Annotated in this window: 21 protein-coding genes; 5 read left to right on the top strand and 16 right to left on the bottom strand. The window is 48.5% G+C overall.

Going from position 1 to position 20,889, the window contains the following annotated elements; all coding sequences use genetic code 11:
- Nucleotides 1-18: 18 nt before the first annotated feature.
- The 8 genes from Q5866_RS01795 to Q5866_RS01760 all read right to left on the bottom strand — a co-directional run bounded on the left by Q5866_RS01795 (nt 19) and on the right by Q5866_RS01760 (nt 5,835).
- A complete protein-coding gene (locus Q5866_RS01795; protein ID WP_099292005.1) occupies nt 19-531 on the bottom strand; it encodes an NADH-quinone oxidoreductase subunit J in 513 nt (170 codons plus the stop codon).
- 15 nt (nt 532-546) lie between these two features.
- Entirely contained in the window at nt 547-1,071 is a 525-nt protein-coding gene (locus Q5866_RS01790; RefSeq protein ID WP_255301994.1) for a 4Fe-4S binding protein, read from the bottom strand.
- 9 nt (nt 1,072-1,080) lie between these two features.
- Nucleotides 1,081-2,157: an NADH-quinone oxidoreductase subunit NuoH gene (nuoH, locus tag Q5866_RS01785; protein ID WP_099292006.1), complete on the bottom strand. Its 1,077-nt coding sequence runs from the start codon at nt 2,155-2,157 to the stop codon at nt 1,081-1,083.
- 119 nt (nt 2,158-2,276) lie between these two features.
- Nucleotides 2,277-3,899 carry an NADH-quinone oxidoreductase subunit C gene (locus Q5866_RS01780; RefSeq protein WP_303178393.1) on the bottom strand — a complete coding sequence of 541 codons (1,623 nt, stop codon included), beginning with the start codon at nt 3,897-3,899 and terminating at the stop codon, nt 2,277-2,279.
- A 25-nt stretch (nt 3,900-3,924) separates the two neighbouring features.
- Complete coding sequence (locus Q5866_RS01775) at nt 3,925-4,488, bottom strand: NADH-quinone oxidoreductase subunit B (RefSeq protein ID WP_099292007.1); 564 nt, start codon at nt 4,486-4,488, stop codon at nt 3,925-3,927.
- Nucleotides 4,479-4,829, bottom strand: a complete 351-nt coding sequence (locus Q5866_RS01770; RefSeq protein ID WP_099292008.1) for an NADH-quinone oxidoreductase subunit A — start codon at nt 4,827-4,829, stop codon at nt 4,479-4,481. The genes Q5866_RS01775 and Q5866_RS01770 overlap by 10 nt, the downstream gene beginning before the upstream one ends.
- A gap of 132 nt (nt 4,830-4,961) precedes the next feature.
- The gene (locus tag Q5866_RS01765) at nt 4,962-5,336 is read right to left on the bottom strand and encodes a hypothetical protein (protein WP_099292009.1); all 375 of its coding nucleotides are present in this window, start codon (nt 5,334-5,336) and stop codon (nt 4,962-4,964) included.
- An 82-nt stretch (nt 5,337-5,418) separates the two neighbouring features.
- A complete protein-coding gene (locus Q5866_RS01760) occupies nt 5,419-5,835 on the bottom strand; it encodes a DUF1573 domain-containing protein (protein WP_303178391.1) in 417 nt (138 codons plus the stop codon).
- Nucleotides 5,836-6,104: 269 nt separating this feature from the next.
- Between Q5866_RS01760 and Q5866_RS01755 the strand changes: the two genes are divergently transcribed.
- Nucleotides 6,105-7,991 carry an amidophosphoribosyltransferase gene (locus Q5866_RS01755; RefSeq protein WP_303178389.1) on the top strand — a complete coding sequence of 629 codons (1,887 nt, stop codon included), beginning with the start codon at nt 6,105-6,107 and terminating at the stop codon, nt 7,989-7,991.
- A gap of 205 nt (nt 7,992-8,196) precedes the next feature.
- Here the strand turns inward: Q5866_RS01755 and Q5866_RS01750 are convergent, their stop codons facing one another.
- The 3 genes from Q5866_RS01750 to Q5866_RS01740 are packed head-to-tail and all read right to left on the bottom strand — an operon-like array spanning nt 8,197 to nt 10,475.
- Nucleotides 8,197-9,432 carry a zinc-dependent metalloproteinase lipoprotein gene (locus Q5866_RS01750; RefSeq protein ID WP_303178388.1) on the bottom strand — a complete coding sequence of 412 codons (1,236 nt, stop codon included), beginning with the start codon at nt 9,430-9,432 and terminating at the stop codon, nt 8,197-8,199.
- Nucleotide 9,433: 1 nt separating this feature from the next.
- Entirely contained in the window at nt 9,434-9,883 is a 450-nt protein-coding gene (gene smpB, locus Q5866_RS01745; protein ID WP_099292013.1) for an SsrA-binding protein SmpB, read from the bottom strand.
- A 4-nt stretch (nt 9,884-9,887) separates the two neighbouring features.
- A complete protein-coding gene (locus Q5866_RS01740; RefSeq protein ID WP_099292014.1) occupies nt 9,888-10,475 on the bottom strand; it encodes a YIP1 family protein in 588 nt (195 codons plus the stop codon).
- Nucleotides 10,476-10,683: 208 nt separating this feature from the next.
- Between Q5866_RS01740 and Q5866_RS01735 the strand changes: the two genes are divergently transcribed.
- From Q5866_RS01735 to Q5866_RS01720, 4 genes are all read left to right on the top strand, one after another.
- Nucleotides 10,684-12,183, top strand: a complete 1,500-nt coding sequence (locus tag Q5866_RS01735) for an L-lactate permease (protein WP_303178384.1) — start codon at nt 10,684-10,686, stop codon at nt 12,181-12,183.
- Between the two features lie 64 nt (nt 12,184-12,247).
- The gene (locus Q5866_RS01730; protein WP_186975049.1) at nt 12,248-12,985 is read left to right on the top strand and encodes a (Fe-S)-binding protein; all 738 of its coding nucleotides are present in this window, start codon (nt 12,248-12,250) and stop codon (nt 12,983-12,985) included.
- A gap of 169 nt (nt 12,986-13,154) precedes the next feature.
- Nucleotides 13,155-14,522: a lactate utilization protein B gene (locus Q5866_RS01725; RefSeq protein ID WP_303178461.1), complete on the top strand. Its 1,368-nt coding sequence runs from the start codon at nt 13,155-13,157 to the stop codon at nt 14,520-14,522.
- Between the two features lie 117 nt (nt 14,523-14,639).
- Nucleotides 14,640-15,218, top strand: a complete 579-nt coding sequence (locus Q5866_RS01720) for an LUD domain-containing protein (RefSeq protein ID WP_303178382.1) — start codon at nt 14,640-14,642, stop codon at nt 15,216-15,218.
- Nucleotides 15,219-15,371: 153 nt separating this feature from the next.
- Here the strand turns inward: Q5866_RS01720 and Q5866_RS01715 are convergent, their stop codons facing one another.
- From Q5866_RS01715 to Q5866_RS01695, 5 genes are all read right to left on the bottom strand, one after another.
- Nucleotides 15,372-15,617 carry a hypothetical protein gene (locus Q5866_RS01715; RefSeq protein WP_292268122.1) on the bottom strand — a complete coding sequence of 82 codons (246 nt, stop codon included), beginning with the start codon at nt 15,615-15,617 and terminating at the stop codon, nt 15,372-15,374.
- A 111-nt stretch (nt 15,618-15,728) separates the two neighbouring features.
- Entirely contained in the window at nt 15,729-17,006 is a 1,278-nt protein-coding gene (locus Q5866_RS01710) for a sugar MFS transporter (RefSeq protein WP_303178379.1), read from the bottom strand.
- Between the two features lie 173 nt (nt 17,007-17,179).
- The gene (locus Q5866_RS01705; RefSeq protein ID WP_303178377.1) at nt 17,180-18,343 is read right to left on the bottom strand and encodes a TlpA disulfide reductase family protein; all 1,164 of its coding nucleotides are present in this window, start codon (nt 18,341-18,343) and stop codon (nt 17,180-17,182) included.
- Nucleotides 18,344-18,350: 7 nt separating this feature from the next.
- Nucleotides 18,351-19,610 (bottom strand): thioredoxin domain-containing protein, encoded by a 1,260-nt coding sequence (locus Q5866_RS01700; protein WP_303178375.1) that lies wholly within the window; start codon nt 19,608-19,610, stop codon nt 18,351-18,353.
- A gap of 27 nt (nt 19,611-19,637) precedes the next feature.
- Nucleotides 19,638-20,852: a TlpA disulfide reductase family protein gene (locus Q5866_RS01695; protein WP_303178373.1), complete on the bottom strand. Its 1,215-nt coding sequence runs from the start codon at nt 20,850-20,852 to the stop codon at nt 19,638-19,640.
- Nucleotides 20,853-20,889: the final 37 nt, after the last annotated feature.

Genomic DNA, 20,889 nt, shown 5'->3' with positions numbered 1-20,889 from the left:
CGTAAATCATAAATTTGTTTATCGTTTTCGTGCTATCATGATTCCACCGATGATACATGTCAGCAAAAGGATACTGATGGCCTCGAAGGGGAGGAGGTATTGGTATTTCTCCGTACCCATGAGGGCGTTTCCTATGACCTTCATGTTGATCTCGCCTCCCGTGAAACGGGACGGACCGAACGAGTGGGTCAACGTGATGTAGACGCATATAACAGCACCTGCCAGAGCCGTGAGCAGCCCGGCAAACATCTTGCTGTTTTTCAGTTTAGTGACCTTCGTCTTATCGACTGTTGTCAGCAATATCGAGAAGACGTACAAAATGATGATACCCCCGGCGTAGATCGTTAGTTGGACCGCACCGAGAAAGGAGTATTCCAGCTGGAAATATATACCGGCAGTGGCGAAAAGCACAAAAAGCAGGTATGTCGCCGATCTCAGGATCCGGTTGGTCGTCACGGTCAAGATTGAAAAGACAACGATAATCGATGCCAAGATGAAAAAGACCGTTTCTTGTAATTCTGCTGTACTCATGTATTAATTTTAGATTTATGATTTTAGATTTATGATTTCCTCCCGCTTGCTATCACTTTTTTCATTTTCAATTTTCAATTCTCCATTTTCAATTGAATTGTCGTGAAGCATTTTCACCAGCTTATCTCTCGTGAATACCGCGTGTTCGAACGTGGGTACGAAGTGAATGGCGCCTTGCGGGCACATTTTCACACAGAGTTGGCAGAACATACAGCTACCCAGATCGTAGCGATATTTTACCAATACTTTTTTCTTTTTCCCAGCCTCGTCCGTGACGGATTCGGAAGTAATCTTGATCGTGCCGTTCGGGCAATTCATCTCGCAAATACCGCAAGCGATGCACTTGTGGTTACCGTGTTCGTCATGTGGCATCACCAGTTCACCGCGGAAACGGTCGAACATCTTCAATGTCGCCCGGTTCTCCGGGTACTGTTCGGTCGTTTTCTTGGTGAAAAACTCCCGGAGCGTTGCTTTCATTCCCGTCAGTAACGAGAACAAACCCTTGAAGAACGTGCTAAAATATCTTGCTATACTATTCATGTCTTTTCTTTAAAAATGTAGTTTGAATACCACCACGATGACCATAAGGAACAGGTTGAGCAGGTTGAGCGGCAGCAGATAGCGCCACTCCAACCGGAGCAACTGGTCGATGCGCAATCGCGGGAATGTCCATTTGAACCACATGATAATGAATATAATTACACCTGTTTTACCGAAGAACCAAACGATGGACGGAATGTAGTCCATGATTCGGTTGAAACTTTCCCAACCGGGCACGTGCAACGGCATCCAACCACCCAGAAACAACGTGGTTGCCACGGAAGCTACCACGAACATATTCAAGTACTCGGCAAGGTAAAAGAAGCCGAAGTGCATACCCGAATATTCGGTATGATACCCTGCCGTCAATTCGGAATCAGCTTCCGGTAAGTCGAAGGGACCCCGGTTCGTTTCGGCTGTTCCGGCAATCAGGTAAACGATAAACGCGATACATGCCGGGATATGTCCCTTGAAGAGCAGCCAGCCGTCAGCCTGTCCTTCCACTATGGTGGAGAGTTGCATACTTCCGGTAAAGACAACCACCGTGAGGATCGACAACCCGATTGACAATTCGTAGCTGATCATCTGTGCGCCGCTTCGCATGGCTCCGATCAACGAGTATTTGTTGTTACTGGCCCATCCGGCAAGCAGGATTCCCACGATACCGATGGATGAAACGGCGATCAGGAAGAATATTCCCACGTTGAAGTCTATCACGTGCAGTCCCTTGGCAAACGGGATACACCCGAAAGCAAGTACCGACGCGACGATCACCACGAAAGGAGCGAGGTTGAAAAGGAAGCGGTCGATATGGTTGATTTCTATCAATTCCTTGGTCAGCATCTTGATCATATCGGCGACACTCTGTATCGTCCCGTAAGGTCCTACGCGGTTCGGTCCGATACGGCATTGAAAAAAGGCACAAACTTTACGTTCCACGTAAATCAGTACCAACGCGATAAGGGCATACCCCAGCAACAGGCACAACCCGATGAGTATACACTCTACCAGTGTCGCCGCCGCTTGAGGAAGGTAACTTCTCAGAAGTTCATCTACCCAGTGTGTTATTGTTGCAAAGTCAAACATGTACTAATTTTAGATTTAATGATTTTAGATTTTAGATTCCCACCGCACAGCCCACATTCTTTCTAATCCTAAAATCTTTTTTCATTTTCAATTTTCAATTCTCAATTTTCAATTGTTTGCTATCTGTCCAAGTCCGGTACCACGTAGTCCAGAGTTCCGCCGATGGCGATCAAGTCGGCAATCTTGTTGCCTTTTGTCAATTGATCGACGATGGACACGAGGGGCAGACAGGGGGAGCGGAATTTCATCCGGTAGGGATATTTGTCACCCCGGCTCTCGATGTACACCCCGAACTCGCCCCGGCTTGCTTCGACGCTCTTGAAATAGCGACCTTCCGGCAGTTTGATCAGCGGTTTGGTCTTCACGGCGTAGTCGCCCTCCGGGATGTTATCCACAAGTTGCTCAAGGATATGCAGGGATTCCATGATTTCCTCGATGCGCACGATATAACGGGAGAACGAATCTCCCTCGTGGTGGATGATCTCCTTGAAATCTACCTTGTCGTATACCCCGTAAGGCGTGTGCTTGCGGACATCGCATGACCACCCGGCGGCACGTCCGGTCGGTCCGGTAGCCCCGTAAGCGATGGCGTTTTCCCGGGTAAGGATACCCACGCCTTTCAGACGTTGTTGGGCGATCACGTTGCCCGTGAATACTTCGTGGTATTCCTTGATCATCGGGGGAAGGTACTTGATAAATTCTTTCACGCGACGTATCAAGTTCGGGTGAATATCCGCCATCACTCCGCCGATCACGTTGTAATTCTGGATTAAGCGTCCCCCGGTGGTTTCCTCCATGATGTCGAGAACCTTTTCGCGGTCACGGAAACCGTAGAAGAAAGCGGTCAACGCACCCATGTCCATACAGAGGGTAGACCAGAACAACAGGTGGGAAGAAAGACGGTTCAACTCGTCCATGATCGTGCGGATATATTTCACTCGCTCGGGTATCTCCAGTCCCATGGCATCCTCGATACACATGCATAGCGCGTGGCGGTTCTGGTGTGCCGCGAGGTAATCCAGCCGGTCGGTCAACGCCAGCGTTTGCGGGTAAGTCAGGCTCTCGCACAACTTCTCGATGCCCCGGTGGATATAACCGCAGTTCACGTCCACTTTTTTCACGATCTCGCCTTCCAGCGATACGCGGAAACGGAGAACCCCGTGTGTGGCGGGATGCTGCGGTCCGATGTTCACCACGTACTCGTCTTCCTCGAAAAGAATATTTTCCTTTTCGCTCACTTCGCCCCCGTGCGAGTCTGCCTCGAACGTGGGCATAGTGTCAAATGTTTCCTCGCTATACAACCGTACCGGGTTTATTTCCGGGTTGGCGTCGTAGTCTTTGCGCAAGGGATAGCCCACCCAGTCGTTACGTAGGAACAAACGCCGCATATCGGGATGGTTGATAAACCGGATACCGAGGAAGTCGTACACTTCCCGTTCGTTCAAGTTTGCCGTTTCCCAGATATCTGCCACCGTGGGTAATTCCGGGTTTTCCCGGTCGGTAGTGAATGTTTTCAAGAAAATCTTGTGCTCGTGTTTCGTGGATTGTAATAAACTGGTCACGCCTAGCGAATCGCCCCAGTCTACCCCCGTCATGCAGATCATGAAATCGAAAGCCAGCCCCTCGTCGTTCTTTAAACGTAGGGCTACTTCGCGGTAACGTGCCGCTTCTACCGTCAGGGTAGGAATGGCACCTTCCTCGATGATTGCTTCCGGGTATATATTTTTAATCAAATCAATCATAAATCAAGAAATCATAAATCGTAAGTTACTCCATCTCTTTCTTTTCCTTCCTGTTCTTTCCGCCCAAGAATTTCTCTACTTTTACTTTCCGTTGCAGTTGTATCATCCCGTACAGCAGTGCCTCCGGTCGGGGAGGGCATCCGGGGATGTACACGTCCACCGGGAGTATGGTATCCACGCCTTGCACCACGTGATAGGAATTGCGGAACGGACCGCCCGACACGGCACAGCCGCCCACGGCAATCACGTATTTCGGTTCTGCCATCTGGTCATAGAGGCGTTTCAACACGGGAGCCATCTTATGCACGATCGTTCCGGCAACCATGATAAAGTCGGCTTGCCGGGGACTGGCGCGCGTCACTTCAAACCCGAAGCGGGAGAAATCGTAACGTGCCGCACCCACTGCCATAAATTCAATACCGCAGCAGCTTGTCGCGAATGTAAGCGGCCATAGGGAATTCGAGCGTCCCCAGTTAATAACTTCGTCGAGGCATCCCACCACCACGTTGGTGCCGGACGCGCGCAATTGTTCAAGATACTCGTTATCGTTGAACTCTTCATATTTCATGGATTTGATTTTTACTTCCATTCCAAAGCTCCTTTCTTCCACGCGTAAGCCAATCCCAAGATCAGGACCAGCATGAAAAACAATACATTCAGCAACCCGTCGATACCCGCGTCCTGTACGGTGACTGCCCACGGGTAGAGGAACACGGTTTCCACGTCGAACATCAGGAACAGGATGGCAAACAGGTAGTATCCCGCCTTGAATTGCATCCACGACTTCCCTCGCGTAGGCACGCCGCACTCGTAGGCTTCTCCCTTCTGCTTGTTGTAAGAGCGGGGGGATATGAGCCGGGCAATACCCAAGGCGGCAACTACCAGCACGATAGCCGTGATTAATACGACCACAAATAATGTAAGATTCATAATATAAAAAAAATTACAGATTACAAGTTATGGGTTACAAGTCGAAAAGTTACAAGTAATACCGCGAGTTGCAAACTTGTAACTTGCAGCCCGCGGAGCCGGAGGCTCCACTTGTACCTTGGTTAGCGTCAGCTAAACAATAATCTTTCTTAGGGCAAAGACGTAATATTTGGTTTTACCTAAAGTCGAATAGGGATGAAAATACCAGTTCCGCTTGGAATGTCCGGAATCGGTGATATGATCTTTATTAAATCTCTGTATGAAAAACAACACGAGATAGGTTTTCGTGTCCGGCGTGAAATGTGTACTTCCAAGAATGATTTCACACTCTTCCGTGAGAAACGCGATGAATGAAACGGGCGATGAGGTATTGTATATCTCATGCCTGCATGAGCCTCCCGCGCGGATCTCCTGTAAAGGCAATTCCTGCCCCGAAGCCGGTGTAACACTCAGTCCGGCAAACGTTAATAACAGGATTAATATACTACTCTTCAACACATTCTGCATACTATTTCTTAACTTAAGGCACGCGAATATAAGCTAATTTTAAATCAAGGTTGAATATCGCGTGATAAAGAATGTTAATCTTTCATTCTTCGACGAAACCTTTCAAATGTAAAAGATGGTTGTCGGGAACGGTGTTGCATGTCAACTCCACGCTTTTGTTGAACTGTCCGAGCGAGTTCGGGGTGAACGACACGGTTAGCGAGTCCGTTTGTCCCGGCGCTACCGGGCGTTTGTTCCATTTTACTTCGGCACACCCGCACGATGAAACGGCGTTCTTTATAATCAACGGATGTTCCCCCGTGTTACGAAACCGTACCACGGCACGTTTTATTTCCGCGTAGGGAAATGTCCCGAAATCCACGCTGTCTTTCAAGAATACCACGGTAGTTTTGGGTACATTCTTCCCGGCAAGCGATTCGCTGTTTCTCTGCCGGAGATAAATACCCCCGGTGAGCAGGATACCCGTTACGAGTGTAATAACTATACCTTTCTTTTTCATGGAAGTTTATTTTGCCTTCGGCAAGTTGCAGGTTGCAAGTTGCATTTGCCTTCGGCAGGTTACAAGTTGTTTTTCTAGCGTTCATGACTGTATTCTAGCTCTCCCTCTGTTTATAGAGGGAGTACCCCGAAGGGGGGAGGGAGTTTGATCTAAAATTCAAGACTTCTCCTCCCCGGTAAAGATAATGAATGTTTATAAACTTTCACGTTCCCTCGTGTTGTAATTCCCTCGTTTTTTACTAATTTTGTATCCACAAACAATCAATATATATGAGTGATACAATCCATCATGAATGCGGCATTGCGCTGATTCGCTTATTGAAGCCGTTGGATTATTACCAGAAGAAATACGGCTCTTATCTTTACGGTTTAAATCGGTTATACATTTTAATGGAGAAACAACGCAACCGCGGACAAGACGGCGCGGGAGTTGTTGGAGTGAAGCTCGACATGGAGCCGGGCTACAAGTACATGGACCGCACCCGGTCGTGTGACGCTAACCCCATACAAGAGGTGTTTGACAAGATACACGCTAATTTTCCTCCCGACCTCACGAGTGAAAAAGATGCGGATTGGGCGAAACAGAACTTGCCTTTCGTGTCGGAAGTTTACCTCGGGCATTTGCGTTATGCCACTTTCGGGAAGAATAATATAGACTACGTCCACCCGCTGAAACGGGCGAGCAACTGGCGGAGCCACAATCTGGCTCTGGCGGCAAACTTCAACTTGACGAACGTTGACGAGTTGTTCGACAGCCTGATCCGGGCGGGACAACACCCGCGGAACTATTCCGACACGGTGACTTTGCTCGAGAAGGTGGGCTATTTCCTCGACGACGAGATACAGGACCTTTACCATTATTTCAAGGAAAAAGGGTTTTCCAAGCAGGAGATTACCCCGTTGATCGAGCAGGCAATCGACCTGCCCGGCGTGTTGGCACGGAGCAGTGCCGATTGGGACGGGGGATATGCCGTGGCGGGCGTACTCGGTCATGGCGATGCTTTCGTGGCTCGTGACCCGTGGGGGATTCGTCCGGCGTATTATTACAAGGACGACGAGGTGGTGGTGGTCGCCTCGGAAGGTTCGGTGATACAGACAGCCTTCCAAGGGATGAACATGAACATACAGGAGATCAAACCGGGATATGCTTTGATTATCAAGAAAGACGGTACTGTTACCGAAGAACTCGTGCGCGAGCCGAAAAAGCGGAGCAGCTGTTCTTTCGAACGTATCTACTTCTCCCGCGGGAATGACAGGAATATCTATCAAGAGCGTAAGAAATTGGGAGAGTTACTGACGCCGCAATTGATTCGTGCGGTGGATGGTGATCTCGATAACACGGTGTTTTCTTTTATTCCCAACACGGCGGAAACATCTTTCTACGGCATGGTGAAGGGGATACAGCAATACATGGTGGAGGAGAAAAAGCGTCAGATACGCGAGGGCAAGGCCTCGTGGTGCGAGGAGACGCTGGATGCCATCATTTGCCGGGAACCCCGTATTGAAAAGATCGTGATTAAGGATGCCAAGCTGCGTACCTTTATCACTTCCGATTCCGGGCGCGACGGTCTGGTAGGACACGTTTACGATGTTACCTACGGGGCTGTCAGTGAAAACGACAACCTCGTGGTGATTGACGATTCCATCGTGCGCGGAACCACGCTCCGGCGGAGTATCCTGCGTATCCTCGATCAACTGGGACCTCGGCGCATCGTGGTGGTTTCTTCCGCCCCGCAAATCCGTTATCCCGACTGCTACGGTATCGACATGACGCGCATGAACGAGTTTATAGCTTTCAATGCTGCTATCGAGCTTATCCGCGAGCGGGGTATGGAGAATCTGATCGACGAGGTGTACAAGGATTGTAAGGCGCAGCAAGGATTACCGAAGGAAGAGATCGTGAACCACGTGAAACGAATATACGCACCCTTTACCGACGAGGAAATTTCCGATAAGATCGCACAAATGGTACGTGACGAACGCTTGCACGCCGAGGTGAAAGTGGTATTCCAGACCGTCGAGAACCTGCACCTTGCTTGTCCCAACGACACGGGCGACTGGTATTTCACGGGCAATTACCCCACTCCCGGCGGAAACAAGGTGGTCAATACCGCCTTTATTAACTGGGTGGAGGGACGTGACGAGAGATCTTATTAATTTTAGATTTTAGATTTTAAATTTTAGATTGAATGATCTGGCTAATTTTAGATTGAAAAGTTTCCCGAAGCAAGGTGGTATTATCTTTGGGAAAAGAACTGGCTTCTCTTTGCGGCAGATGGACGATAGGAGATATTTGATTCCTTACCCGGCGGACGGGCGAGTTGGTAAAATCGGCATTGAGTTTAGTGTCGCGGAGCGAGGCTTATTTGATTGTAATGGCCTTCTTTTCAGTCATGTCGGCACCGCGGGAAATTGCAATAGGCATTTTTGGACCGGGTATTAAAGGGCTGTATTCCAAGACGTGACGTACACGGGTACGTTGGTCGTTCGTGAAGCGGTTTTTCTCGCTGAAGTCATAATCCATGATATTGGTGGACGTGAAAGGAGCCCCGTTACGATCGGTGCGTTGAATGGCTTGCGACCATGGTGTATTTTGATTCCATTTATCCATGTATTCTTGGCGGTTATAATCGGGGGTGTCGTCGCAGTAGTCCGATTCCACTGCCTCACCGATGGAGAAAACGTGGTATAAACCAAGATAGTGTCCCAGTTCGTGGGTAAGTGTGGTCGCCATGATGTCTTGAGAGCTATTAGGAGCATAAACTAGGAGTTTATTTATATAACGGTTGTTTAATGCCACTCCATATACTTGTTTCGTGGGAAGTTTAGTGTAATAGCTATCCGAGGGGGTGAGTCCGGCTAAGGAGTGGGAGCTGGGCGTGAACGGTAGAAAGCTGATCCCCGTTGTACTTCCGTCTGATTCGGAGAACTCGAAAAGAAATACATTGATATAATTATTCGGGTCCCACATGAGATGGATGTCCCCGTATTGGTTTTCAAGGAATTTTTCGCATTCCATGGTGTAATTCGTGTAGCGTTGTACGCGGTGGATTCCGGCTTCGTCAAGTGGATTACCGTCCGGATCGCGGGTGGCAAGTTCGAACGTGAGGTTCATGTCACCGCCTTGTCCGTCATAATTCCGGTAGTAACTGTTTGCCGCATCGAGGAGTTCTTCTATCCTGTTTGCCGGGATATTTTGGTACGGGTTCCCGGGATTTAAATAGAGGACGTGGAAGATAACCGGGAGACGGAAATGGTATTCGCCGTCCCGTTTTGCCTGACGGATGGTTATATCTGTTTTGCTTCCGCTTTTATTAGCGAGGGAGAGGGTGACGGAACGTTGATCGGGTGCGATATTGGGAGTAATGGTGATGATCAGTGAGTCACCGGAATCCCCGTTGAGTTGTCGGGTGGAGCACCAGCGCTCGGCACCTGATACCGTCCAATCCGAATTGCTGTTTACCCCGATACGGAGAACGTGTTCGTTATTATCCAGATTGTAAGTGTTGTCGGAAGATAATTCAAGACTATCGTTATCATCTTTCGAGCAAGCGGCGAGGACGACGAGAAAGAGTGTCCAGTATATTAGTTTTTTCATATTATCTCTTCATGTAACGATCCATTTCCCGTTTGGCGTCTTTTTGTTTGAGGGTTTCCCGTTTGTCGTATTCTTTCTTTCCGCGGGCGAGGGCGACGCGTAGTTTAGCGATGCCTTTCTCGTTGAGGAAGAGGCGGAAGGGGACGATGGTGAGTCCCGATTCTTTGGTCTTGCGTTCGAGTTTCACGAGTTCCTTGTGTTGCAACAGAAGTTTACGGTCACGGCGCTCGATGTGGTTGTAGTAGGTGCCTAGTTTGTATTCGGCGACGTACATGCCCTTAACCCACAATTCCCCGTTGTGGAAGTAGCAATAGGCGTCGACGAGGCTGGCTTTGCCGGCACGGATAGATTTGATTTCCGTTCCCGTCAGCACGATGCCGGCGGTGTATTCCTCCAGAAATTCGTAGTCGAAGGAGGCTCTTTTGTTTTTTATATTGATGTCGTTCTGCATACTTTTATATATTAAGCGTGATGGTGGGAACACGGAATATGATTACCAGTAACCGTTGTATGATCATCGGCGAAACGATGAGCAACAGTCCCACGATGACAAGGGTACTTTTGCGAAGTTGTACGTTGAGTCCGCCCATTTGGTTTATGCCGACGTATAACGTGCGGAGGCAAAGCAGGCTAAGCAAGCCGGTCAGCTGTCCGAGAAAACCTTCGGGCATTCCTTGCGAGAGGCAATGAAAAACGATGAAGATACCCGAACAGTAGACTGAAAGACGAATGGCTACCTCGTTGGCTTCCGTGATTTTGTCCGTGAGATACTCGCGGCTTACCCGATACGTGGCGTAAGCACCTCCAACGGAGGCGACCAAAGTAATGGCAGCTATGGCGAAAGCGTAGAAAGGCGGGGTGTGCAGCAGTTGCAGGAGGAACGTGCAGACGGAACCCGCTACTGCCAAGGGGATAAGGTAACCCCGGAAAACATCCGTGCCATTCATGTTTTCCCGTTTCACCGCCCGCCACTCCGTTTCCGGGTGGAACAGCATTTCCCGTGTTCTGGCGTATATACCTCTGATATCCGATCTTTTTATCATATCGCGAAAGTACGAATTAATTTTAGATTTTAGATTCTATCGATTCGGTGATTTAGTGATTTCGGATTCGGTGATTGGGAATTAATAAATCGTGATAATATTGTAACATATTTTTCTTTAATTTCGTTAGTGTTAAACGTGAGTAAGTTTAGCGGAAAGCGATTGCGGCGGGAGATAATGACGAATTTTAATCTTTAAAATGATGTATATGGAAACGTTGTACGCGGCATTACCGATTATTATTTTGATTATTCTGATGGGAGTGATGAAAGTTTCCGGTGATAAAAGTAGTGTGATAACGCTGTTTATCACGGCATTTTTGGCGTTGTTCGCTTTTAATTTATCGGTGCCGGACACGATTAATTCTTTTCTTTACGGGATGCTGAAAGCGTTGATTCCTATTTTGTTTATTATACTGATGGCGATATACAGTTATAACGTGCTGTTGCAAACGAAGAAGATAGAGGTGTTGAAGCAACAGTTTTCAGCTATATCGGTGGACAAGAGCGTGCAGGTGTTGCTGATCACGTGGGGGTTCGGGGGATTGCTGGAAGGTATGGCGGGTTTCGGGACGGCGGTGGCTATCCCGGCGGCGATATTGATCAGCCTCGGGTTCAAGCCGATGTTCTCGGCGGTGGTCAGTTTGATAGCCAATAGTGTTCCGACGGCATTCGGGGCGGTGGGAGTTCCGGTAATCGTGCTGGCACAGGAAACGGGGTTGCCCGTGATCCCGTTGAGTACGGCGGTGGTATTGCAGTTGTCGGTGTTGATGTTGCTGGTGCCTTTCGTGATCACGTTTTTAGCCGATCCCCGGTTGAAGGCGTTGCCGAAAAACCTGTTATTGAGTTTGTCGGTGGGAGCGGTGTCGTTGGTGGCTCAGTATCTTGCCGCTCACTATATCGGGGCGGAAACTCCCGCTATTATCGGTAGTATTGCCGCCATTATCGTGATTGTTTTGCTTGGAAAATTGATTGACAGGGGGAAAGAGAAACCTGCGGGGATGAGTTATTCCGGCGGAGAGATTGCACGGGCATGGATGGTGTACGTGTTGATCATGGCACTTGTACTGGTCACGAGCCCGCTGTTTCCCGTTATCCGGGAGGCATTGCAGTCTGTATTGGTTTCCACGGTGCATATCACGATACGCGGAGAGGTGAAAGTGTACACGATACAGTGGTTGATACAAGGTGGCGTGTTGCTTTTTATCGGTTCCTTTGTCGGCGGGTTGATTCAGGGCGGAAAGGCGGGAGCTTTGCTCGTGCTGTTGTGGCGGTCGGTTGTGCAGTTGCGCAAGACGATCGTGACGGTAATCTGTCTGGTGGGATTCTCTTCCATCATGGAAACGTCGGGGATGATCAACCAGTTGGCGGTGGCGCTTGCAGCCGCGACGGGTGCGCTCTACCCGTTGTTTGCACCCATGATCGGGGCATTGGGAACCTTCTTGACGGGTAGTGATACATCGGCAAACATCCTGTTCGGTAAATTGCAGGCCGGGGTTGCCGCGCACACGGGAGTCGATCCCACGTGGTTGTCGGCGGCGAACACGGCGGGAGCCACGGGAGGAAAGATTATTTCCCCGCAAAGTATCGCTATCGCCACGTCCGCCTGCGACCAGCAGGGACAGGAGGGAAGCATATTGAAAGCGGCCATTCCTTACGCGCTGGCTTATGTTATTATTGCCGGGGTGGTAGTGTATCTTTTTGCATGATGGGAAAGCCGGCAAGTTGTAACTTGCCGAAGGCAAATGAAACTTGTAACTAATATTATATATTATGAAGATTGGATTATTTATTCCCTGTTACATCAACGCGATCTATCCCGGCGTGGGGGTAGCGTCGTATAAATTATTGAAGTCGCTGGGGTTGGATGTCGATTACCCGCTGGATCAGACGTGCTGCGGGCAACCCATGGCGAATGGCGGATTCCAGAAGGATTCCGCGAAGTTGGCGGGGCGAATGGAACAGTTGTTCGAGAAATATGACTACGTGGTGGGTCCCTCGGCAAGTTGCGTGGTTTTCGTGAAAGAGCATTACCCGACACTGTTGCACAAGGAGGAACACGCTTGTATCAGCAGTAGGATATACGAGATATGCGAGTTCCTGCACGACGTGGTGAAAGTGGATAAGCTGGATACCCGTTTCCCGCACAAGGTGAGTATTCATAACAGTTGCCACGGGGAGAGGTTGCTGCATCTTTCGTCACCGAGCGAGTTGGTGATACCCCGCTACTCGAAGCTGAGGGATTTGTTGTCACTGGTAAAGGACGTGGAGGTGTTCGAGCCGAAACGTGTGGATGAATGTTGCGGTTTCGGGGGAATGTTTGCCGTGGAAGAAGCGGCTACTTCCGTTTGCATGGGACAGGACAAGGTACGTGATCATATATCCACCGGGGCGGAATACATCACGGGTGCCGACAGTTCGTGCCTGATGCACATGGAGGGGATTATCCGCCGGGAGAAGTTGCCGATAAAGACGATACACGTGGTGGAGATTTTAGGTAACGGTTTGTAAAGTTTATAAAGTTCATAAGGTTTATAAAGTCTGTTGACCCCTGCGGGGTGCTTTGCTCACGGCAGCTTGTGCTGCCGATAAACTTAGTCCGAAGGACACCCGTAACCTTATGAACTTTACGAACCTTATAAACTTTATAAACTAATTTGTAAATAACGTAAATCTAAATATTATGAGTTCACACGCTAAAGCAGCCAAGAAGTTTATCGCGGACAAGGAGAGGACGGCATGGCACGATCAGGCGCTCTACTTTGTGCGGGAGAAAAGGGACAAAATGGCGAACGATGTACCCGAATGGGAGGCGTTGCGGGAAATGGCGAGCCAGATGAAACGCCACACGATCAGTAATCTGGGGTATTATCTCGATATGTTCGAGAGAAACGCCACTGCGAACGGTATACACGTGCATTGGGCGAAGGATGCCGAGGAGCACAACCGTATCGTGTACGGGATTATTCAGAAACACGGGGGAAAGAATCTGGTGAAGAGTAAGTCCATGTTATCGGAAGAATGTGGATTGACGCCTTACTTGAAGGCTCGGGGAGTGGATGCCGTGGAGTCGGATTTGGGCGAACGGATCATGCAGTTGATGGGAACGCCGCCCAGTCATATCGTGCTGCCCGCCATTCACGTGAAGCGGGAGGAAGTGGGGAAGGTGTTCGAGAAAGAGTTGCACACGGAACCGGGGAACAGTGATCCGACTTACCTGACGCATGCCGCACGTGCCGCCTTGCGGGAGAAATTCCTGCACGCGGATATCGCCATGACGGGAGTTAATTTTGCCGTGGCTTCATCGGGGGCTTTCGTGGTATGCACGAACGAGGGGAATGCCGACATGGGCACTTCGTTCCCGAAGGTACATATCGCTATCATGGGGTTGGAGAAGGTGATCCCGGATTACAAGGCGTTGGCGCTGTATACCCGTTTGTTGGCCCGCTCCGCCACGGGGCAGCCATCGACGACATACACCTCGCATTACAAGAAGCCCGTCGAGGGACAGGAGATGCATATCGTGATCGTGGATAACGGGCGTACCGATATACTGGCTTGCACGGAACACGTGAATATGCTGAAATGTATCCGTTGCGGGTCGTGTATCAATACTTGTCCGGTGTACCGCCGCACGGGCGGTTATTCTTACTCCTATTTTATTCCCGGCCCTATCGGGATTAATTTAGGAATGTTGAAGTCGCCGGAGAAGTACTCGGGTAACGTGTCGGCATGTTCACTTTGTTATTCCTGCTCGAACGTGTGTCCCGTGAAGATAGATCTGGCGGAACAGATCTACAAGTGGCGTCAGAATCTGGCACCGTTGCATCTTGCCGCCGCGTCGAAAAAGTTTATGGAGAAAGGCATGAAATTCGTGATGGAGCGTCCCAGTCTTTTCTATCCGGCAATAAAAGCAGGACGGATAGCCGAAAAGATGCCTCGTTTCGTGCTGTACAACAACCTTGATGTGTGGGGTATCGGACGGGAATTACCACAATTCACGAAAGAAACGTTTAACGAGATGTGGAAGAAAGGGAAGATTAAATGATTGACGATTTATGATTGATGATTTCAGATTTCTCTTCATTTGCTGGGGAACGGTAAAGTCGGTAGAAAGGGGCTTAAAATCTAAAATCTTCAATCTAAAATCATAAATATATAAGTTATGGGTAGTAAAGATGAAATATTTGCAAGGATAAAAGCTCACGGGATTGACCGCGTGGAACGCCCGGAGATGACGTTTACGCCGTTAGTTTATCCTGATCCGCTGGTGCAATTTGAAAAGATATTGAAAGCGGTGGGTGCGAATTACGTGTTGCTTGATAAGGGGCAGGACGTGAACGAGGTAATCCGGAAGGCTTACCCGGATGCCAAGTCGATAGCTTCGAATTTGCCGGAGATTACTTGTGCGACGGAGAATCCGGATATGTTGGATGATCCGAGAGAGTTGAACGGTACGGATGTAGGGGTTGTGCGAGGAGAGTTCGGGGTGTTGGAAAACGGGATGGTGTGGATAAAGCGACAGACTCGTTACAAGGCATTGCTTTTTATCGCGGAAGCGTTGGTGGTGATACTGGATCGCACTCGTCTCGTGAATAATATGCACGAGGCGTATACCCAACCGGATTTCGATGATTACGAATACGGTAGTTTTATCGCCGGACCTTCAAAGACTGCCGATATCGAGCAAGCGCTGGTTATCGGGGCTCACGGGGCAAGAGGAGTGACGGTGATTCTGGAGTAAAGGTTTATAAAGTTCATAAGGTTTATAAAGTTTATAAAGTAGTGGACCCCTGCGGGACGCTATACCAACGGCAGCTAATGCTGCCGTTTAAGCTGTGTCCGAAGGACACTTGGTACTTTATAAACTTTATGAACCTTATAAACCTTATGAACTTTATAAACTGTCCTCTCCCTTATCGGCTGCCTTCGAGAAAAAGCGATAGGCGGCGAAAGATACTATCAAGGGGAAAAGGTAAATAATTCCCGGGGAGAAAAGGGCAAAATACCAAGGAGCTCCCCATTCCGGGGTATCCGCGAACTGGAGGGCTTTGTAGCCGACGTGGACGATACCGACGCATAGGAATAGAATAGCGGCTATGCCGAATAACTTTCTGTTTTTGAGTGCTTTCGTTTTTTCCATAAATTTGTTATTTGCCTTTGACAAGTTACAAGTTGCATTCGCTTTCCGTGAGTTACAAGTTCATGATTAACCTGCAACTTGCCGGAGGTAAATGCAACTTGCAATCTGTAACTATTTATTATATAAATGTTTAATGCCAACCCGGTGTCCCGCTACGGCGAAGTAGAGGATAAACAGGTAGCACGGTAATACCATCCAGTAAGCACCTTGGAAGCCCATACAGGTGGTAAGTGAGCCGTATAGCATCGGAAGCAAGGCTCCCCCGGCGATAGCCATGATAAGCAGAGCCGATCCGGTTTTCGTGTGACGTCCCAAGCCGAAGATGGCGAGCGGGAAGATTGCCGGCCACATCAGCGAGTTAGCAAGGCTTAACAAGGTCAAACACCAGATAGACACGTTAGCCGGAAGAACGGCGGTGCATATCCCGAGGATGACGCCGAGGACGGCACAATAGGCTAAAGCCCGTTCTTGGGTGATGTATTTCGGGATGGCGATGATGCCGATAATGTAACCGACGATCATGGCAATCATGCCGAAGGTCGGGAATACCCGGGCGGCTTCCATGTTCATGTTTAATGATTTGGCGTACCCGATGACAGTGTCGATGGCGATAACCTCGACTCCCACGTAAAGGAACAAGGTGACGATACCGATCCACAAGTGCGGGAAACTGAATATACTTGATTTACCCCCGTGTTGGATACTGCCTTCTTCTTCTTCCGGGTCTTCGATCTGGGGAAGCGGAGAGAAACGCACGAACAGAGCCAGCACGACGAGCGACACCATAATCACGACGTAGGGTACGATGGATTTCGATGCCAGAAGGTCGAGTTCTGCCGCTTTCTGGATAGGATCCATAGTCTTTAAACTTGCTTCCAGTGCATCGATGTTTTTCAACATGATAGACCCGAGGATAAGCGGGCTGATGGCTCCTGCCACCTTGTTGCAAATACCCATGATGCTCACCCGTTGGGCGGCACTTTCCGGGGCTCCCAATTCAATCACGTAGGGGTTGGATGCGGTTTGCAGCACGGACAATCCCGTACCCATGATAAAAAGTCCCAGCAGGAACAGACCGTAGGTGCGAGTCATCGCCGCAGGTATAAACAGTAATGCCCCGACTGCCATCACGAGCAACCCGAGCATCATGCCGTTTTTGTAGCCTGTCTTGCGCAATACCCATGACGAGGGTAGTGCCATGACAAAGTAGGCAATGTAGAAAGCGAAGGTCACGAGGTAGCTTTGCCACTCGTGTTGCAGTTCGCAAGCAATTTTAAGATAAGGGATTAGGGTAGCGTTCAACCACGTGACGAACCCGAAGATAAAGAAGAGGATTCCAATAATGATAATCCCCATGCTGTAAGAATTTTTCTTTTGTTCCATCATCATCTAATTAATAATATACATAAACACGTAAACACATAAGAGTCCTACAAAGTTATTAATTTTTGATAATGATGGATGAAATTGTAGAAAATTATTGCCCGGAGAGGGGAGAATAATAAAACGAGGTTGCCGAAACAACCTCGTTTACAATCTAATAAAGAAAATAGAGATGTTAGTTAGTGTGTTTTTGCTAATTCCGCTTCCAGTTCGTCACTGCTGTGCCCCGAGAAAATGATTTTCCCGTCGGGGTCGATAAACAAGAAGGTCGGTATAGACTTGAGATTATAGTATTTGCCGACTTCTTTGCTCAAAGCACGGGTAGCGAGGAACTGGGACCAAGGCAACTTTTCTTCTCCCATGGCCTTTTGCCACTCTTTTTCCTCTTTGTCCAGTGATACGCTGATAAAATGGACCTTTTCCCCGTGCAGCTTGTACATCTCCCGTAAGTGAGGGAAACTTGCCCGGCACGGTCCGCACCACGATGCCCAGAAGTCGATCAACGTGTATTGTCCCGCCTTCAATTGGGCGAGGAGAGATAGCGTGTCGCCTTTCGGGGTGATCACTTTTCCTTCCTGTAACGGTTTGCCTTGGGCGAATGCGCTCGCTTCTTTCAGGTACTGATGGAAATTTTTAAGCCCCGGGCAAGTATCCCGGTAGGAAGCGAAGAGTTGCTCCAGTTCATCTAGATAACGTTGGTCGTAGGTAAAAGGTTCTTTTTTCAATTCCTCGACTAACATTAGATTCACGGCGAGGTTCGAGTGGCCCGCTATAAATTCCCGGGTTTGTTGAGCTAGTTCTGCTTGTGCCGCTACCATTCTTTTGGCGTCTTCCGGGTGTTTGTTCTCTTGGAATCTAAACGTTCGGAGAAGATGGCGGGCGGGGATAGTTTGTTGCTGGTAGGCATAATAAATATCTTGTGCCGGGGAACCCGTTAGCGTGTAGTTTTTCTCTTTACGAATATCGTATTTCCAGAAAGAGTGAGGCAGACTGTCCACGTGAGGCGTGGTAAATGTCAATTCCCCGTTCTCCACGAAGAAATTGATATCCGCGTAAATAATTTTGTTTTCTTCTTTTATGTTTTTCCGGTCACAGATGTCTTGGTTATTCAAGCGTAGTTCGCAGAGAGTGGGTTGTTCCAGTTTTCCCCGGAACTCGAATCGCTCGTTGACGATAAATCCCTTAAGACGTTCTTTGTTTTCCCCGGGGATAGTTAATTCTATTTCCGTGCTGTCCATTGCCCCGGGAATGGTACCGCGAAGCACGAAATGATCCATGGGTTTCATGTCACAGGCGCTTATGGCGCTTGCCAGTAATAGGAATGATAGGTATCTTTTTTTCATGTTCATCTTATTTTTTATCAGATTGTTTTTCCTTGTTCAAGCGTTTTTTGTACCCGTCGAATATCCACTCCGAGTGGCGTTTGTTCTCGTCATCGGGTAACCCGGGAAGTACTTTTTCCCCTAGGGCGATAAGGCGAGCGTAATCTTCTTTTTCCAATCTATCCCCAAAGCACGACAATATGATGTCATAAGTGGTGAGGTCGTTGCTTGATAAGTTTTCAGCCTTTTTTTCCATGTGGGCAATAACTTGTCGCGTGAGTTTTTTGCCGAGTTTCCCGTAGTTAGCGGGATAAGGTTCTTGGGTTTTCCACAAGATGGTACGGAATCCGAAAGCGTACATTTTCAATTCTTCGGCATTCGCGTGTGGTATTTTTGCTTTCACGATGGCGGCAACCTTTTTGATATCCCGTTGGCTGACGGGCTCTGCCAAGGCTAACATTTTTTCCAGACTTTCTTGTCCCTTGATACGGAAGCCCTTGATTTGTGCTTTCACTTTCTCCACGGGGGCGGCGTCTTCTTTGGCGTACCCGGCGATGTAATCCCGTAATATCTTAGCATGGTGATAGAACAAGAATTTCTCCACGATTTCTTCGCCCGTGTTCTTTCGGATGGCATCGAGGTTCGCCAGTAGGAAGTCGAACATGGGAGAACCGATCACGCAACTTTCGTCCTCGTAAATCGACCAGTATTCTTTCTCGGTCTTTTCCTTGTCCGTGAGGCGTTGCAATAACTCCTTGTACACCTTAGCGGCTTTCTCGTCACTGGCAGCATCCGATAAGGCATTTTTATATGCCAAAAGTTCGGCATTGCTCATCTTGCCTTTCTCGTATTCTTGGTGCATATACAGTAGCGAGGTCTTCTCGTTCAAGCCTTTTTCCACACTCTCGATAAAGGTTTCCAGCTTGTCGCCCCCGACCAATTTGTGTTGTATCGTGCAGTCGGGACGGATGATAACGAAAGTGGGGTAGGCGTGCACGTCGAATTTTTTAGCCAGTTCCACGCCTTCACCTTTCTCCATGTCGTATTTCACGCACACGAAACGGGGATTGAAGTAATCTCCCGCCTCTTTTCGCGGGAACACGTTATTCGCCATGTTCTTGCATGGTCCGCACCACTCGGTGTAGCAGTCCATGAACACGAGTTTATTCTCTTTTTTCGCTGCCTCTAGGGCTTCAGTGAAAGTTAAATCACGGAAGTTCACGCCTTCCTGCGCGAACACCGTGATTTGCACAAACAAGATAGCGATAAACAAATAGATTTTTTTCATACAGGTAATTTTTACAATACGAATTTATTATTGATTATTTTCCAGTAATTGGCGTACGGTTAATTGCAGGGCGTCCGCGTCGTGACTACTGAACACTACCCTTCCTGCCGGGTCAAGAAGCACGAGCCGCGGTATGCTGGTGACATTGTAGTGCTTGAATATGTCGTTGTAGCTTTTCTCGTTCGAGTAAGTTAATTGCGTCCATGGCATATTCTCTTCTTTTAGCGCTTCCTTCCAGTTGGCTTTTTTGTTGTCCATCGAGATGCTGATCACGTTCAATTGCTCTCTGTCATATTGTTCATATAGCTTTTTCACGGAAGGGATAGCTGCCCGACATGGTCCGCACCACGAAGCCCAAAAGTCGATTAGCGTGTAACTCCCCGGTCGCACGTGGTTGGATAATTGTTCCTTTTTGCCTTTCGGGTTTTCCATTTCCAAGTCGGTGTAGCGTATTCCCTTGTATCGTTTCATTGCCAGTTCCATTTTTTTCCGGAACCGAGGTCTGCGTATTGAGTCCTCAACTTGTTCTGCCACACGGGCGAGTTCTTCCAGTTCTTCCCGGGTGCGGGTGAAGTCCTTTTCTATCATTTTCTCTGCGATATAGAATGACACGGGAGAAGTCGGGTGCTGGCGGATGAAATTCATTTGGGCGTTATCTACGATGTTTTCTTTCTCTATTTTTTGCGGGTAAAATTCAGCGTAGATTTTGTCATATAACTCTTTCGGGTACTCGTACTTGTGGTAAAAGTTTAACTTGGAAAGTGTGTCGTCGGCTTGAAAGGCGTCCAACTCTAATGGTAGTAACTCTTCCCTGTAACTATTGAATTCCTTTAGCAGTGCGCTGCCTGTCACTGCGCCGACACGCTCGCTTGCGAAAGGCATAAGCGTACTTACATAACCGATACTGTCGAAATGGGGAACATCAAGAGTCAAACACGAGTTGTCAAGAAAAAACCAAGTCTTTTGATTTTTTACATCACGTTTCTCGGTCACGAGCGGGCGGTTTGAGACTGTTAATTCACAAAAAGTAGGTGAAGCAACTTGCCCGTGTAGTTCGAAACGTCCGTTGCGAACGGTGTCTGTTGCCAACAGTATGGCATTTTTCCCTTCAATATTTCTGAGCGTGACGGTCATCCCGTCCTTTAGCCCGGGAAAGTTACCCCGGATGGAATATTTCTCTTCATGAGAAGTGCAAGCGGCACTCAATAAAAGTGCCCCGATAAAAATGTATAAAAATTTCATTGTGAGTGGTTTTGAATTTATATCATTATGAAATCAA

The organism is uncultured Butyricimonas sp. (assembly GCF_959596855.1).
In the GTDB taxonomy this organism is placed as follows: domain Bacteria; phylum Bacteroidota; class Bacteroidia; order Bacteroidales; family Marinifilaceae; genus Butyricimonas; species Butyricimonas muris.
Note: the sequence above shows the minus strand (reverse complement) of the source record. Positions and strands in the feature narration are given on the sequence as shown.

Excerpts from the sequence above, each read along its gene's own strand:
- Q5866_RS01795 (WP_099292005.1), bottom strand. The coding sequence starts at position 531 with ATGAGTACAGCAGAATTACAAGAAACGGTCTTTTTCATCTTGGCATCG.
- Q5866_RS01720 (WP_303178382.1), top strand. The coding sequence starts at position 14,640 with ATGGGTAGTAAAGATGAAATATTTGCAAGGATAAAAGCTCACGGGATT.
- Q5866_RS01775 (WP_099292007.1), bottom strand. The coding sequence starts at position 4,488 with ATGGAAGTAAAAATCAAATCCATGAAATATGAAGAGTTCAACGATAAC.
- smpB (WP_099292013.1), bottom strand. The coding sequence starts at position 9,883 with ATGCAGAACGACATCAATATAAAAAACAAAAGAGCCTCCTTCGACTAC.
- Q5866_RS01730 (WP_186975049.1), top strand. The coding sequence starts at position 12,248 with ATGAAGATTGGATTATTTATTCCCTGTTACATCAACGCGATCTATCCC.
- Q5866_RS01790 (WP_255301994.1), bottom strand. The coding sequence starts at position 1,071 with ATGAATAGTATAGCAAGATATTTTAGCACGTTCTTCAAGGGTTTGTTC.
- Q5866_RS01715 (WP_292268122.1), bottom strand. The coding sequence starts at position 15,617 with ATGGAAAAAACGAAAGCACTCAAAAACAGAAAGTTATTCGGCATAGCC.
- Q5866_RS01735 (WP_303178384.1), top strand. The coding sequence starts at position 10,684 with ATGGAAACGTTGTACGCGGCATTACCGATTATTATTTTGATTATTCTG.
- Q5866_RS01700 (WP_303178375.1), bottom strand. The coding sequence starts at position 19,610 with ATGAAAAAAATCTATTTGTTTATCGCTATCTTGTTTGTGCAAATCACG.
- Q5866_RS01705 (WP_303178377.1), bottom strand. The coding sequence starts at position 18,343 with ATGAAAAAAAGATACCTATCATTCCTATTACTGGCAAGCGCCATAAGC.
- Q5866_RS01760 (WP_303178391.1), bottom strand. The coding sequence starts at position 5,835 with ATGAAAAAGAAAGGTATAGTTATTACACTCGTAACGGGTATCCTGCTC.
- Q5866_RS01710 (WP_303178379.1), bottom strand. The coding sequence starts at position 17,006 with ATGATGATGGAACAAAAGAAAAATTCTTACAGCATGGGGATTATCATT.
- Q5866_RS01770 (WP_099292008.1), bottom strand. The coding sequence starts at position 4,829 with ATGAATCTTACATTATTTGTGGTCGTATTAATCACGGCTATCGTGCTG.
- Q5866_RS01750 (WP_303178388.1), bottom strand. The coding sequence starts at position 9,432 with ATGAAAAAACTAATATACTGGACACTCTTTCTCGTCGTCCTCGCCGCT.
- Q5866_RS01755 (WP_303178389.1), top strand. The coding sequence starts at position 6,105 with ATGAGTGATACAATCCATCATGAATGCGGCATTGCGCTGATTCGCTTA.
- Q5866_RS01695 (WP_303178373.1), bottom strand. The coding sequence starts at position 20,852 with ATGAAATTTTTATACATTTTTATCGGGGCACTTTTATTGAGTGCCGCT.
- Q5866_RS01740 (WP_099292014.1), bottom strand. The coding sequence starts at position 10,475 with ATGATAAAAAGATCGGATATCAGAGGTATATACGCCAGAACACGGGAA.
- Q5866_RS01765 (WP_099292009.1), bottom strand. The coding sequence starts at position 5,336 with ATGCAGAATGTGTTGAAGAGTAGTATATTAATCCTGTTATTAACGTTT.
- nuoH (WP_099292006.1), bottom strand. The coding sequence starts at position 2,157 with ATGTTTGACTTTGCAACAATAACACACTGGGTAGATGAACTTCTGAGA.
- Q5866_RS01780 (WP_303178393.1), bottom strand. The coding sequence starts at position 3,899 with ATGATTGATTTGATTAAAAATATATACCCGGAAGCAATCATCGAGGAA.